Raw genomic sequence first — 13,577 nt, 5'->3', positions numbered from 1 at the left:
CCCATGCGCATACTTGTCGCCGAGTGCACGCAGGAAATTTCGTCGTTCAATCCGCTGCAATCGGAATATGCCGATTTCGCAATCGATCTCGGCGAAAGCCTGGCAAACCGGCGTGGGCTGAACACCCATATCGGCGGGGCCCTGTCGGTGTTCGACCAGCGGCAGGATGTCGAGATTGTGTGGACGATTTCGGCGCGGGCGCCGAGCACGGGGCCGCTTTCGGCGGGCGGCTGGGCGCGCCTGCGCGAAGAAATCCTGGGCGAGATCCTGCCGCATGCCGGAAAGGTCGACGCCATCTATTTCTCGCTGCACGGTGCAATGGGCGCCGTGGATGAGCCCGACCCGGAGGGCGCTCTGCTCGAAGCGGTGCGTGAGGCATTCGGCGACCTGCCTATCGTGATCTCGCTCGACCTGCATGGCATCCTGACCGACAAGATGCTGCGACAGATCGATGGCCTCACCATCTACCAGACTTACCCGCATGTCGATTTCGCCGACACCGGCGCGCGCGCTGCGCGGCTGCTGCTCGACATCGCCGACCGCGGGCTAAAGCCGGTCATCGCACGTGTCACGGTTCCGCTGCTTGCGCGCGGCGACGAATGCATCACCAAGACCGGCTGGTACGGCGACGTGCTGCGCGAAGGTCAGTTGATGGAGCGCAAGGGGCAGGCTCTGGCGGCGGGCGTCATGATCGGCAATCCATTTACCGATGCGCCTGAGCTATGCACTCAGGCGATCGTGGTGGCCGAGTCCGACGCCGCATTCGCGCAGGATGCCGCGACCCACCTCGCCAACCGCATGTGGGAGGGCCGGCAACGTCTCGTCGGCAAGCTGATCGGGGTTGAGCCTGCGGTCGAGCTCGCCAAGGGCATGCCGGGCACGGTGGTCTTCACCGATGCGGCGGACGCGACCTCATCGGGCGCCAGCGGTGACTCCAACGTGCTGCTTAAAGCGCTGCGCGAGGGCGGCTATGAAGGCCGGGTTCTGGCGCAGATCGTCGATGCGGCGGCCGCCGCGGCCGCTCACCGGGCCGGCGTGGGCAAGGCCCTGTCGCTCACCCTCGGTGGCACGGTCGACACGAAGCGCTTCAGCCCGATGCCGGTCGAGGCAACGGTCGAAAGCCTCTCGCGCGGTCGCGCGCGGCTCGAGACCATGGGCCTGATGATGGATGGCGGGCTGACCGCGGTACTCACCTTCGACAATTTCACCGTCGTGGTGCTGAGCAAGCCGGCGTTCCTGATGGACCGTGCCTTCTACTATGCCAACGGCCTCGATCCGGCGGATTTCGACCTGGTGGTCGTGAAGTCACCGCACACCGAGTTCCACATGTACGACCTGTGGGTCACCAAGAACTTCAACGTCGATGCACCGGGGTCGACTTCCGCCAATGTCGCATCGCTTGGCCACCGGCTTTGCGCGCGGCCGGTATATCCCATCGAAGCCGACACGAGCTTCGTTCCCAAGCCCGTCGTCTATCGGCGGGCAGGCTGAGCGGCCGAACCAAATCCCAAACAAGGTAGACACCGACAATGAAGATCGATGGCGTAGACTTCTTCTATATTTCCATGCCGGAGGTAACGACTGCTGCCGACGGCAGCCAGGACGCGCTCGTCGTGCGAGTCACGGCCGGCGGGCATGCCGGCTGGGGTGAGTGCGAAGCGTCGCCGCTGCCCTCCATTGCCGCCTTCGTGACCCCGATGTCGCATGGCGCCTGCCGACCGGTATCGGCTTCGGTTCTGGGCGAGCGCCTCGACGGGCCGGACGACATCCGCCGCATGGCGGCCACTGTCGCCTATAACAGCATGGATCTGCTGCAGGCGGCCCATACCTGGTCAGGCATAGAGATGGCGATGTGGGACCTGCTCGGTCACGCCCGCGGCGAACCGACCTGGAAGCTGCTGGGCTACCCCCGTTCATTTCCCAAGACCCCCTATGCCTCGGTGCTCTTCGGCAGGGATGCGCAGGAGACGTTCGGCCGCGCCAAGGAGATCAGCGCCGCCGGGTTCCGAGCAGCGAAATTCGGCTGGGCACCCTTCGGTGACTCGCTGGAAGGCGACATTGCCCATCTCGACGCGGCGCGGGAGGGCCTAGGCCCCGATGCGTTCCTACTGATCGATGCCGGGCAGATATTCAACGAGGATGTCGAAGCGGCGGCGCTACGGCTCGATGCGATGGAGCGCAACCGCGTCACCTTCTTCGAGGAGCCGTTTCATGGCTCGGCCTACGGGGCCTATGGCGAACTCAGCAAACGCGTGAAGACGGTGAAAACCGCGGGCGGCGAGGCGGCCCACAACCGCTACATGGCGGAGCACCTCATCGACTTCGGCGGGGTCGGATACATCCAGATCGACTGCGGCCGCATCGGCGGGCTGTGGCCGGCCAAGGAAGTGGCTGACTATGCCGTGAAGAAGGGCGTGACCTACATCAACCACACCTTCACCTCGAACCTGGCGCTGAGCGCGTCACTGCAGCCCTTCGCCGGTCTCGAGGACCATACGATCTGCGAGTATCCCACCTCTCTCAAGCAGGTGGCCACCGACCTGACAAAAAACCACATCGAACGCGACGCAAACGGCCAGATCAACGTGCCCGACGCTCCGGGCCTCGGCATCGAGATCAATCCGGCGGCGTTGACGCAGTACAAGGTCGACGTCGAGATCAAGGTCGACGGCAAGACCATCTTCCAGACGCCCAGCTTCTGAGGCGACGAGGCAATGGCGCACGCCTCAGTGAGACGTGCGCCTGCCCCTTCGCTATCGGTTCGTCTCGCTCGATGGAATGACGGCCGAAGCGATCGACCAAGCGGGAACCAGCAAACTGCTTCCACGGTATCCAGCGCTTGTCGTTGATACATGCCAGCCGCTCGATCTTCCAACCCGTCGGGAACCCTGTGGCGACCGGTTGGCGTCCCGTAATGCGCCAGAGCAGGTGACCGACACGGTCAGCCTGCCCGCCGCTAGCCGGTCGTTCCCGGGTCGGCGACGGCAATCCAGCCCTGGGGCAGGAAGCCGCGGGCGTCGATCGGCCAGCTAGCGTTGGCGGGGAGTTGCGGTTTGCCGTTGACGCAGGCCCAGGTCCCGCTCGGCGCCAGCAATTGCTCGACATTGGGGTTGCGCTCGCAGAACTCGCGCATCTCCTGCACCGTCGGCGCCATGTCGCAGATCGGCCCGATATAGGACGTGCAGGCCAGCACCGCACCCTCGAAACAACGCCAGCGTACGCGGTCGCGGGCCGAGCCGGCAGGGATCAGCAGCGCGCTGGTTATCGCCGTGACGGTGGCCGGACCGCTGTAGCGATGGTCCACATAGTCGACCGTGCCCACGGCGCGGCAATAGGCGAACGGGTCGTCATAGCTTTCTGGCGGCGCCACGGCGGCGAGGCGCGTCGGCGCTGCTGCCGGTTCGCTGACCAACGGGGCGACCTGCGTGTCGGGTGCCGATGCAGCGGCCTGAGGAGCGGAGAGAGCGGCGACGGCCGGGGTCGTCGCGGCAGGCGCGTCGAGCGACCGGGCGGCGGCAGTAGACGCATCGCTTGTCGTTGCCGGCGTCGCCGGCAGTTGCAGTTTCGCTGCCGCAACGGGCGCGGCGGCAGCGATCTGAGGTGCGGCGGCCTCGGGGGCGGGCGCTTCGCCACTGGCCGCGACCATCGGGGTGTTCAGTGGGCTGAGCAGGGCGTCGAGCGATCCGTCGCGGTAGATCAGGTAGCCGCCCGCGGCAATGATGGCGATCACCAGCACGGCGCCGACCGCCGCCAGCGCCGCGACCCAGACATTGCCGCGTTCGGTCCGCGCCGCGGTGCGCCGGCGCGGTGGTTCGCTCCGAGGTTCCGCTTCACGCCGCCGGGCCTCCGGCTCGTGGTGTCGTACCTCCGGCTTCCGCTCACGCCGCTCCGGCTCGCGTCGCCGCACCTCGGGTTCGTGTTCCCGCACCTCAGCTCGCAGTTCGGGCGCGACCCGGGCCCGCGCTGCTTCGGGTTCGGGCTGGAGCTGCTCGCGCCGCGCTTCCGCCCACATATCGGGATCGTGACGACGCGGCGGCTGCTGCGCATCGAGATTCTGCCAGCGCGGCGGCGCGCTCGTTGGCCGAGAGGTGACGGACACATCGTCGAGCGTCAGCGGAATGGCCCGCTTGGGCGGCGGCGGTGCGTCCTGCCGCGGCATCAGCATCGGGTCCATGCGCAGCGCTGCTTCGCGCTCGAACTCGCTATCGTTCTCTTCCGGCGCTTCTGCCGCCAGCCGCCGGTTGCGCCGAGCCTGCCGTCGGCGCCGGACCTGCAACTCGCCGGCGAGGAACGCGAACAGCGCGGCAAGGCCCGCTGCGCCAGCAGGCGCCAGCACATGGTAGGTGAACAGCTGCGGCACCGAAATGGCGACCCCGAGCCAGCCGGCGGCGGCGCCGATCAGCAGCAGCGCAGCGAAGCCCGGCGTCACGGTGGCGAGCACCCCGCCGAGTAGGGCGGCGCCGGCGATGGTGTACCAGATGATGGTGCCGAGCAGCCGCTCGTTCGAGCTGTGAGTCCAGAAGTCGAGGAATGGGGAAATCAGGTCTACGCGCAGCGCACTCGGCGCCAGGAGCGCAAACAGCCCCGCAATCAAGCCCAAGAACAGCGCGGCAATTCTCACCGTTTATTTCCTCGATGGTCTTTGTTGCGCCCCCGCGGGCGAAGCATGCCCATGGGCGCCGCCGAGCGCAAGCCGGCATGCGTGCCCGATGCACCGTAACCCGCCCATGTTGCTGTCGCGTATTGCCTTTCGGCCCGCTCTCGTGATCATGAAGGCATGAAAGTCCTCATCCTTGGTTCGGGCGTCATCGGCACCACCTCCGCCCATTATCTGGCGCAGGCGGGCCACGAGGTGACGGTGATCGATCGCCAGCCGGGGCCGGGGCTCGAAACCAGCTATGCCAACGCGGGCGAGCTGTCCTACGGCTACGCCTCGCCCTGGGCCGGGCCGGGCATCCCGGTCAAGGCGATCAAATGGCTGCTGATGACCGATGGCCCGCTGGTGCTCAGGCCCAAGCTCGATCCGCGCATGTGGATCTGGGGCCTGCAACTGCTGGCCAACTGCACTGAGCGTGCTTACGCCATCAACAAGGGCCGCATGGTGCGGCTGGCCGAATACTCGCGCGATATGATGATCGCGCTGCGCGCCGAAACCGGCCTCGCTTTCGACGGCCGCCAGCAGGGTACGGTGCAGCTGTTCCGCGAGCAGAAGCAGCTCGATCATGCCGCTGACGACATCGCCGTGCTGAAGCAGTATGGCGTGCCCTACGAGGTGCTCGACCCCAAGGGGTGCGTCGTCGCGGAGCCGGGACTTGCGACGGCCACGGTGCCGTTCGTCGGCGGGCTGCGCCTTGCCAACGACGATACCGGCGACTGCAAGATGTTCACCGAGGCCCTTGCGGCGCGTGCTGCCGGCCACGGCGTCGCCTTCCGCTACGGCACCACCATCCGCCACATCGCCACGAACGCCGGCGCGGTGACTGGCGTTGCGACCGACAAGGGCATGCTGACCGCCGACGCCTATGTCGTGGCGCTCGGCAGTTATTCGCCGCTGCTGTTGCGCCCGCTAGGCATCGGCCTGCCGGTCTACCCGATCAAGGGCTACTCGCTCACCGTGCCGATCACCGATGCCTCGGTGGCGCCGGTTTCGACCGTGATGGACGAGACCTACAAGGTGGCGACGACCCGGCTCGGCGACCGCATTCGCGTCGGTGGTACCGCCGAGATCGCTGGCTACGACACGGCGCTCCACCCCTCGCGCCGCGGTCCGCTCGACCGCTCGCTGCGCGAGCTGTTTCCTAATGCCGGCGATGCCGGCAAGGCCAGCTTCTGGTGCGGGCTCAGGCCCATGACGCCGGATGGCACGCCGGTGCTGGGGCGCTCGAAGTTCTCCAACCTCTATCTCAATACCGGCCACGGCACGCTTGGCTGGACCATGGCCGCCGGTTCCGGCCGGGTGCTTGCCGACATCATTTCCGGCAGGACGCCCGACATCGAGGTCGCTGACCTCGGGCTAAGCCGTTACGCCTAGTCCTCGGCGTGAGTCGCTACGCCTAGACCTCGGGCCGTGCCGTTACCCCTGGTCCCCGGCTTGAGCCGCTACGCCTCCTGATCCGCGCTGCGCCACGATCGGTCGAAAATCGAGAGCTTGGGAACAGCGGCCATCGGCCCTCGCCTTTGCCGGCGAATTGGGCGATAAGCCGGGGATCGCTCGCCCCGGGACGTCATGCGCGCCTTACTGTTTGCCCTCGCTCTGCTGCTCGCCCCGTCGGCGCCGGTGATGGCGCAGGCGCTGCCCTATCACATCGATCCCGGCGCGCGCGAAATTGTCCCCAGCCTTGCCGCGGTGCCGTCGATCCGGTTCCTCACCACTGCCGATTTCCCGCCGTTCAACTTCCGTGACGACAAGGGCGAACTGGTCGGCTTCAATGTCGACCTGGCGCGGGCGCTGTGTGCCGATCTCGCCATCACCTGTACGGTGCAGGCCTGGCCCTGGGACCAGGCGGCGCGGGCGCTGGAGGACAGGCAGGGCGATGCGCTGATCGCCGGCCTGGCGCTGACGCGCGAGAATGGGGCGCTGTTCGACTTTTCGCAGATTTACCTGATGCTGCCCGGCCGCTTCGTCACGCCCGTCGCTGCCGCCTCCGGGTTCGAGCCGGCATCGCTCAACGGCAAGCGGGTGGCGGTACGCCGTGGCTCGACCCATGCCGAGTTCATCCGTCGCTACCTGCCGGAGGCCGGAGTGATCGAGTTCGATAGCGAGATCATGGCGCTCGATGCGCTGTCGAAGGGCGAGGCGGACGCCTATTTCGGTGACGCGATGCGCGCCTCGTTCTGGCTCAACGAGCATGTCGGCTGCTGCGAGTTCGCGGGCGAGCCGTATTTCCGTCCCGACCTGTTCGGCGATGGTCTTGCCGTCGCCGTGCCGGCGGGCGCCGACGCCGTCCGCCAGGTCATCGACTATGGCCTCGCTCGCCTCAAGCGTTCAGGCGCTTATGACGAACTCTACCTGCGCTGGTTTCCGGTGAGCTTCTACTAGACTAGTGCGGAGCCCGACCCGCAGGCGGTGCCCCATTCACCGGGTCATTCCCGCGAAAGCGGGAACCTCCGTTTGCGATATCGGGTCCCAAAACAGAGGTCCTCGCTTTCGCGGGGATGACACCGTGCAAATGGCACCTTTGGACCTTGTCTCAGGCCGAGCGCATGCGGGCACGGGCGCTCGCTTCGATCGCGGCGGTGACCAGCCGGTCGACGTCCAGCCGATCGCGCACCATCTCGAGCAGGCGCAGCTCCTCCTGTGGCAATTGCACGTCGACCACCGCGACCTCCACGGCCAAGGCGTAGGCCGTATCATGCAGGCGCTTCGGCACGGCGGCGATGGCGTCGTCGAGCACGGCGTCGAGGCCGGCGCTGTTGGTCTTGTCGACTGCCGCATTGGCGACCGCCGAGAGCCGCTCGAGGTCGAAATCCGCGAACACCGGCGAGCGCACCACCAGGCTGCCGATCACGTCCAGTTCGTGCTCGGAAATGCCTTCGTCGGACGAGGCGGTGACCACCATGATGTGGATGAGAGCGTCCTGCAGGGAAATGGCCATCGGGTCCTCGGAGGCGTGATCAGGAAAAGGTGCGGACTTTTCCGGTTCGATCTCGCGACAACCAAGACCTGACGGAAAGTCCCGCATAACTAGGCACCGCGCCGCTGCTTGGCAAGGCGGGGCAGGGCGCTTCCCATTGACGCCCGTAGCCGGCTGGTGCAATTGAGCGCCTTCTCCCCACTCAGCATCTGAGGCCTGCCGTGCCCGCGCCGCTTCCGACCCTCGACCCCGCCTTCTTCGACGCCGCCCAGACGGCGCGCGCCTGGCCGTTCGAGGAAGCCCGGAAACTGGTCGCTCGGGTCGAGCGGCTGGGGCTCACCGAAGTGCTGTTCGAAACCGGTTACGGTCCCTCGGGCCTGCCGCACATCGGTACGTTCGGCGAAGTGGCGCGCACCACCATGGTCCGCACCGCCTTCCGCCTCTTGACCCGCGACGAGATCCCGACCCGGCTGCTCTGCTTCTCCGACGACATGGACGGCATGCGCAAGATCCCGGAAAATGTGCCGGATCGCGCCGCCCTCGAGCCCTATCTGCAGATGCCGCTGACATCTGTGCCGAATCCCTTCGGCGGCGACTATCCGAGCTTCGGCGACCACAACAACACTATGCTGCGGCGCTTCCTCGATACCTTCGGCTTCAACTACGAGTTCGCCAGCGCCACCGAATACTACAAGGCCGGCCGCTTCGACGAAGTGCTGCTGCGCGCTGCCGAGCGCTACGATCAAATCATGGCGGTGATGCTGCCCAGCCTCGGCGAGGAGCGGCAGGCGACCTATTCGCCGTTCCTGCCGATCTCGCCGATTTCGGGCCGCGTGCTCTACGTGCCGATGAAGCACGTCGATGCCAAGGCCGGCACGGTCACCTTCGTTGACGAGGACGGCCGCGATGCCACGCTGCCGGTCACCGGCGGCCATGTGAAGCTGCAGTGGAAGCCGGATTTCGGCATGCGCTGGGCGGCGCTGGGCGTCGATTTCGAAATGTTCGGCAAGGACCACCAGACCAACCAGGGCATCTACGACCGCATCTGCGCGATCCTCGGCGGCACCCCACCCGAGCACTATGTCTATGAGCTGTTCCTCGACGATTTGGGCCAGAAGATCTCCAAGTCGAAGGGCAATGGGCTGACCATCGACGAGTGGCTGACTTATGCCGGCACCGAGAGCCTCAGCCTCTACATGTTCCAGAAGCCGCGGGTGGCCAAGCGCCTCTACTTCGACGTGATCCCCCGCGCCGTCGATGAGTACTACCAGCACGTCGCAGCCTATAATGGCCAGGACGCCGCGGCAGCGCTCGAGAACCCGGCCTTCCACATCCATTCGGGTAAGGTCCCGGTGGTCGACATGCCGATCACCTTCGGCCTGTTGCTCAACCTCGCCTCGGCTGCCAACGCGCACGAGAAGTCGGCGCTGTGGAACTACATCTCCCGCCGGCTGCCCAATGAGACGCCGGTGACCAACCCCGAGCTTGACCGGCTCGCGGGCTATGCCGTGCGCTACTTCAACGACGAGGTGAAGCCCACCAAGACGTTCCGGGCGCCCACCGACAAGGAGCGGGCGGCGCTTGCCGACCTCGCCGACCAGTTGGCCGGCAAGGAAGCGCTCGATGCCAAGGAGTTGCAGGACATCGTCTATGCTGTGGGCAACGCCCACTCGTTCGATCCGCTGCGCGATTGGTTCGGCGCCATCTACCAGGTGCTGCTCGGCGCCGATCAGGGCCCCCGCTTCGGCTCGTTCATCGCGCTTTACGGCGTCGCCGAGACTCGCAAGCTGATCGCCGATGCCCTGGCCGGCAAGCTGGTCACCGCCGCTGATTGAACGGTTGACGCTCAGTCGGCGCTGAGGAACGCCACAGAGCGTTCGAACGCCGCCTCGGCGGCGGCAGCATCGTATTCCGGCCGGTCGGCTTCGGCGAACCAGTGGGTGGTGTTGGGATAGACGATGGCAGCGCTCGGCGGGCCGGCGGCCTCGAGCTTCTTGATCATCCCGTCCTGATCGTCGGCGAACGGGTCGGTCTGGGCGAAGTGGCCGAGTACCGGCACCTTCAGCTCGACCTCGCGGTCGGCGTAGTAGGTGACGACGCGCATGAGCGGCAGCTCCTCCTGCAGTTGCAGCAGTTGGAAGCCGCCGAACGAGAAGCCGAGCCGTTGACGCCGCCGCTCACCGCATCATGTGCGGCGAGCGTGTGGACATTGCCGGCGAGCAGGGCCGGGGCCGATTGCCAGTAACGTTCCAGCAGCCCCTGCGCCGCCTCGCGGTCGGTCACCACGTTGCCGTCGAAGGCGTCAGCCAGCCCGACGACGAAGCCGCGACCAGCCAGCCGGCGGCCATAGTTCAGCACCGTCTCGTTGCGCCCCCACCACGGATGGATGACCAGCACACCCGGACCGCTGCCGCCTGGTGGCAAGATGATTTCGAGCTGTTCCATCACTGGCTGGCCCAGACGATGCGGCCCATGCCCTCGACGTCCTTCATCTCGAGGACACGCGGTGGATGGGCGGGGTTGAGCGAGTGGAGTTCCAACAGCTTAGGGGTTTGTCGGTACAGCACCTTGACCAGCACCTCGCTATCCTTGGTGCGCACCACCACACGGTCGCCGCGGCGCATCTGCGCGGTGGGCGACACGACGATGATGTCGCCGTCGCGATAAAGCGGCTGCATCGAGTCGCCTGACACTTCGAGTGCGTAGCTGCCGTCCTCGGGCGCCGAGGGCAGGGCCACCTCGTCCCAGCCCTGCCCCTGCGGAAAACCGGCTGCATCGAAGAAACCGCCGGCGCCGGCCTGGCCGAGGCCGAGCAGTGGCACGAAGGACCGCGTAACGGTCGGCGCCCGTACCTGCACATAGGCGCCGCCACCGGCGAGGAAGGCATCGAAACTCTCGTTCGTCGCGTCCAGCACCTTGGCGACGCTCTCGGTCGAGGGCCAGCGCTTGCGGCCGTCCTTGCTGATCCGCTTGGATCTGTTGAACGCCGTCGCATCCAGACCCGCAAGCCGCGCCAGCCCGGACGCGGATAGCCCATGGCGCTCAGCGATCGCATCGATCGCGTTCCAGATATCGACGTGTGACAGCACCTGCCCAGCCGTTTGCGAGGAAACTTGTCCCATAAGGAAACTAGTCCTAGTGTACGGGCCGTCGTCGGGCTTGTAAAGCCGGCGTGCCGCCGTGGAGGGTGCGATGGGTATAATGGATCTGGTGGCGCGCCTTGGGGTCGCCCTGGCCATCGGCCTGCTTGTCGGGCTCGAACGAGGGTGGAAAACCCGTGAAGAGGAGGACGGCCAGCGTGCCGCCGGCTTTCGGACCTTTGCCCTGTCCGGCCTGCTTGGCGGCATTGCCGCCGCCCTGTCGGCGGTCAGCCAACCGATCGTTCTGGCTGCGATCTTCCTCGGCTATCTCGCCGTCTTTGCCGCTTTCCACTGGCTCGAGGCGAAGCGCGAACAGAACTTCAGCGCCACATCGGTCGTCGCGGGCGCGCTCACCTTCGCGCTCGGAGCCTATGCCGTACTGGGAGAGCTGACCGTGGCGGCCGGCGCCGCCGTGGCCATGACGCTGCTGCTGGCGCTGCGCACCCAACTGCACGCCTGGGTCGCCTCGCTCCAATGGGGGGAGCTGCGCGCCGTCCTGATCCTTCTGGCCATGACCTTCCTGTTGCTGCCATTCCTGCCGCAGCAACCGGTCGATCCGTGGGGCGTGCTCAACCTGTTCGAAATCTGGCTGTTCGCCATCATGATCGCCGCCATCTCGTTCGGCGGCTATGTCGCGGTGCGGGTCTTCGGCGATCGGCTGGGCGTGCTGATGGCCGCCGCAGCCGGCGGCCTCGCCTCGTCGACCGCGGCCACGCTGTCGCTCGCCCGGCTTGGCAAGGACCATCCCGAGTCCGCCAAGCTTCTGTCGGCCGGAATTCTCATTGCCGGCCTGGTCATGGCGCTGCGCGTCGGCGTCGTCGCCGCACTGCTCAATCCGGCGCTGATCCTGCCGCTCGCCGGACCCATCGGCGGGCTGGCCCTCGTCCTTGCCGCCGCCGCCGCGTTCCTGCTGCTGATCGGCAACCGCGAAAGGCGTTCGCCCAAGCTCGAGATCACCAACCCGCTCGAAATCGGCACGGCGCTGAAGCTCGCCGCCTTCATCGCCATCGTCACCATGGCGGCCGAACTCGCTCGCCGGCTGATCGGCCCGACCGCCGTGCTTGCCGTGGCCGCCGTCTCAGGCATCGCCGACGTCGACGCGGTCACCGTGTCGATCGCCCGCCAGGCCGGCCATCTCGGCCTCGATATCGCAACCCTCGCGATCATCATCACGGTCGGAGTCAACACCGTTTCGAAGGCCGTCATCGCGACCGCTGCCGGTGGACGCATTATCGGCCTGCAGGTCGCCGCCGCCAGCGCCGCGGCGCTCGTCGCGGCGGGCCTCGGCTGGTTTTTCTTCCGCTGAGCAGTCCACCCGCTTGCCATCGCGCCCCCGGTCGCCCAAAAGGCTGCGGATGGTTACCTCGATGCACATCCCCCAGTTCATCTACAAGGTCGCGAGCCGCGAGATCTATGAGGCGTCGCTCGCTGCCGGCAGCTTCGTCGGCCAGCCGATCGATCTCAAGGACGGCTACATCCACTTCTCCACTGCGGCGCAACTCGGCGAAACCATCCGGCTCTATTTCGCCGGGCTCGGCGATCAGGTGCTGTTCCAGGTGCCCACAGCGCCGCTCGGTGAGGCGCTGAAGTGGGAAGCCTCGCGCGGCGGCGATTTGTTTCCGCATCTCTTCGCCACGCTGCCGATGTCTTCGGTTTCCGACATGGCGCGGCTCGACGTGCCCGCCGATGGCATCGCCCTGCTGCCGGATTGGGTCAAATGATCTTCTCGCGCCTTTCCCCGCTGCTGCGCATGCCGCTGGTCTCGGGCCTCACCCGCGATACGCTGTTGAAGATGGACCCCGAGATTGCGCACGGCGCCACCATCGCGGCGTTGCGGCTCGGCCTCGCGCCCGAGCAGGAGGGCGTCGATCCACCCGAACTGCATACGACGCTGTGCGGTCTCGACCTCAAGAACCCGGTCGGCATGGCGGCCGGTTTCGACAAGAATGCCGAGGTGCCCAAACCACTCGCGCGGATGGGGTTCGGCATGGTCGAGGTCGGCACCGTCACTCCGCGCCCGCAGCAGGGCAACCCCAAGCCGCGGCTGTTCCGGGTCAATCCGGCCGATGGCGTGATCAACCGCATGGGCTTCAACAACGAAGGCCATGATGCGGCGTTTGCCCGGCTGAAGGGCGCCCATGTCGGCGCCATCCTCGGGGTCAATATCGGGGCCAACAAGGATTCTGAGGATTTCGTCGCCGACTACGTCACCGGCGTCACCCGCTTCGCCGAGGTTGCCGACTACCTGACGGTCAACATCTCCTCGCCCAACACACCGGGGCTCAGGAACCTGCAGGCCGACGAGGCGCTGACCCGCCTGCTGGCTGCGGTGCTGAAGGCCCGCTCCAAGGCCTCGGTGCGCGTCCCGGTGCTGCTGAAGATCGCCCCCGATCTCGACGAGAAGGCGCTCGACGGCATCGCCAGGGTGGTACTCGCCACCGATCTCGACGGGCTGATCGTCTCCAACACCACGCTGAGTCGCGACCCGGTGCAGGGCATGGAGAATGCCACCGAAACCGGTGGTCTCTCGGGTAAGCCGCTGTTCAACCTCGCAACGCAGAAGCTGGCGCAGGTCCGCCAGCGGGTGGGCAAGCTCCCGATCATCGGGGTAGGGGGCATCCACTCGCCCGAGAGCGCCGTGGCCAAGTTCGAGGCCGGCGCCGACGCGATCCAGCTCTACTCGGCCCTGGTGTTCGGCGGGCTCGACATGCTCGACCGGCTGAAGCGCGGCCTGAGCGCCGCGGTGCGGACCAGGGGGCTGAAGTCGGTGTCGGAACTGACGGGCCTGACCACGGCGGAATGGGCGAGCGGCAAGGCTAGCCTCTAGCGTTCGAGCGTGGGGGTGGCCCCACGCACGAGGGCC

Annotated in this window: 13 protein-coding genes; 8 read left to right on the top strand and 5 right to left on the bottom strand. The window is 66.8% G+C overall.

Annotated elements, in window-relative coordinates:
* Window positions 1-3: 3 nt before the first annotated feature.
* Together AC1ROK_RS07375 and AC1ROK_RS07370 are read left to right on the top strand one after the other, a co-directional pair.
* Window positions 4-1,491, top strand: a complete 1,488-nt coding sequence (locus AC1ROK_RS07375) for a M81 family metallopeptidase (protein WP_492845348.1) — start codon at window positions 4-6, stop codon at window positions 1,489-1,491.
* A 38-nt stretch (window positions 1,492-1,529) separates the two neighbouring features.
* Complete coding sequence (locus AC1ROK_RS07370; protein ID WP_492845346.1) at window positions 1,530-2,702, top strand: mandelate racemase/muconate lactonizing enzyme family protein; 1,173 nt, start codon at window positions 1,530-1,532, stop codon at window positions 2,700-2,702.
* Between the two features lie 254 nt (window positions 2,703-2,956).
* Here AC1ROK_RS07370 and AC1ROK_RS07365 read toward each other — a convergent pair whose 3' ends face one another.
* Entirely contained in the window at window positions 2,957-4,621 is a 1,665-nt protein-coding gene (locus AC1ROK_RS07365; RefSeq protein WP_492845344.1) for a hypothetical protein, read from the bottom strand.
* 156 nt (window positions 4,622-4,777) lie between these two features.
* On the opposite strand from AC1ROK_RS07365, the gene AC1ROK_RS07360 reads away from it, so the two are divergent.
* Window positions 4,778-6,031, top strand: coding sequence for a D-amino acid dehydrogenase (locus tag AC1ROK_RS07360; RefSeq protein ID WP_492845342.1), 1,254 nt, complete (start codon window positions 4,778-4,780; stop codon window positions 6,029-6,031).
* 195 nt (window positions 6,032-6,226) lie between these two features.
* The gene (locus AC1ROK_RS07355) at window positions 6,227-7,039 is read left to right on the top strand and encodes a transporter substrate-binding domain-containing protein (RefSeq protein WP_492845340.1); all 813 of its coding nucleotides are present in this window, start codon (window positions 6,227-6,229) and stop codon (window positions 7,037-7,039) included.
* A 151-nt stretch (window positions 7,040-7,190) separates the two neighbouring features.
* On the opposite strand, the gene AC1ROK_RS07350 is transcribed toward AC1ROK_RS07355, so the two are convergent.
* Window positions 7,191-7,595 (bottom strand): tellurite resistance TerB family protein, encoded by a 405-nt coding sequence (locus AC1ROK_RS07350; protein WP_492845338.1) that lies wholly within the window; start codon window positions 7,593-7,595, stop codon window positions 7,191-7,193.
* Window positions 7,596-7,756: 161 nt separating this feature from the next.
* Between AC1ROK_RS07350 and AC1ROK_RS07345 the strand changes: the two genes are divergently transcribed.
* Entirely contained in the window at window positions 7,757-9,409 is a 1,653-nt protein-coding gene (locus AC1ROK_RS07345; protein WP_492846369.1) for a lysine--tRNA ligase, read from the top strand.
* An 11-nt stretch (window positions 9,410-9,420) separates the two neighbouring features.
* Here the strand turns inward: AC1ROK_RS07345 and AC1ROK_RS07340 are convergent, their stop codons facing one another.
* From AC1ROK_RS07340 to AC1ROK_RS07330, 3 genes are read right to left on the bottom strand one after another with little or no spacing between them, the layout of a single operon-like run.
* Window positions 9,421-9,678, bottom strand: a complete 258-nt coding sequence (locus AC1ROK_RS07340) for a dienelactone hydrolase family protein (RefSeq protein WP_492845336.1) — start codon at window positions 9,676-9,678, stop codon at window positions 9,421-9,423.
* Complete coding sequence (locus AC1ROK_RS07335) at window positions 9,636-10,019, bottom strand: dienelactone hydrolase family protein (protein WP_492845334.1); 384 nt, start codon at window positions 10,017-10,019, stop codon at window positions 9,636-9,638. Before AC1ROK_RS07335 ends, AC1ROK_RS07340 begins: the two co-directional genes overlap by 43 nt.
* Window positions 10,019-10,663, bottom strand: a complete 645-nt coding sequence (locus tag AC1ROK_RS07330; protein WP_492846367.1) for a S24 family peptidase — start codon at window positions 10,661-10,663, stop codon at window positions 10,019-10,021. Before AC1ROK_RS07330 ends, AC1ROK_RS07335 begins: the two co-directional genes overlap by 1 nt.
* 103 nt (window positions 10,664-10,766) lie before the next feature.
* Here AC1ROK_RS07330 and AC1ROK_RS07325 point away from each other — a divergent pair, with 103 nt between their 5' ends.
* The 3 genes from AC1ROK_RS07325 to AC1ROK_RS07315 all read left to right on the top strand — a co-directional run bounded on the left by AC1ROK_RS07325 (window position 10,767) and on the right by AC1ROK_RS07315 (window position 13,541).
* Window positions 10,767-12,020 (top strand): MgtC/SapB family protein, encoded by a 1,254-nt coding sequence (locus tag AC1ROK_RS07325; RefSeq protein WP_492845332.1) that lies wholly within the window; start codon window positions 10,767-10,769, stop codon window positions 12,018-12,020.
* Between the two features lie 61 nt (window positions 12,021-12,081).
* Complete coding sequence (locus AC1ROK_RS07320; RefSeq protein WP_492845330.1) at window positions 12,082-12,435, top strand: DUF952 domain-containing protein; 354 nt, start codon at window positions 12,082-12,084, stop codon at window positions 12,433-12,435.
* A gap of 29 nt (window positions 12,436-12,464) precedes the next feature.
* Window positions 12,465-13,541, top strand: a complete 1,077-nt coding sequence (locus AC1ROK_RS07315; protein WP_492846365.1) for a quinone-dependent dihydroorotate dehydrogenase — start codon at window positions 12,465-12,467, stop codon at window positions 13,539-13,541.
* The last annotated feature ends 36 nt before the right edge of the window (window positions 13,542-13,577 follow it).

It is taken from the genome of Devosia sp. GW821-FHT12F11, from assembly GCF_058806655.1.
The sequence above is the reverse complement of the archived record's forward strand: the minus strand, read 5'-3'. Positions and strand labels throughout refer to the sequence as shown.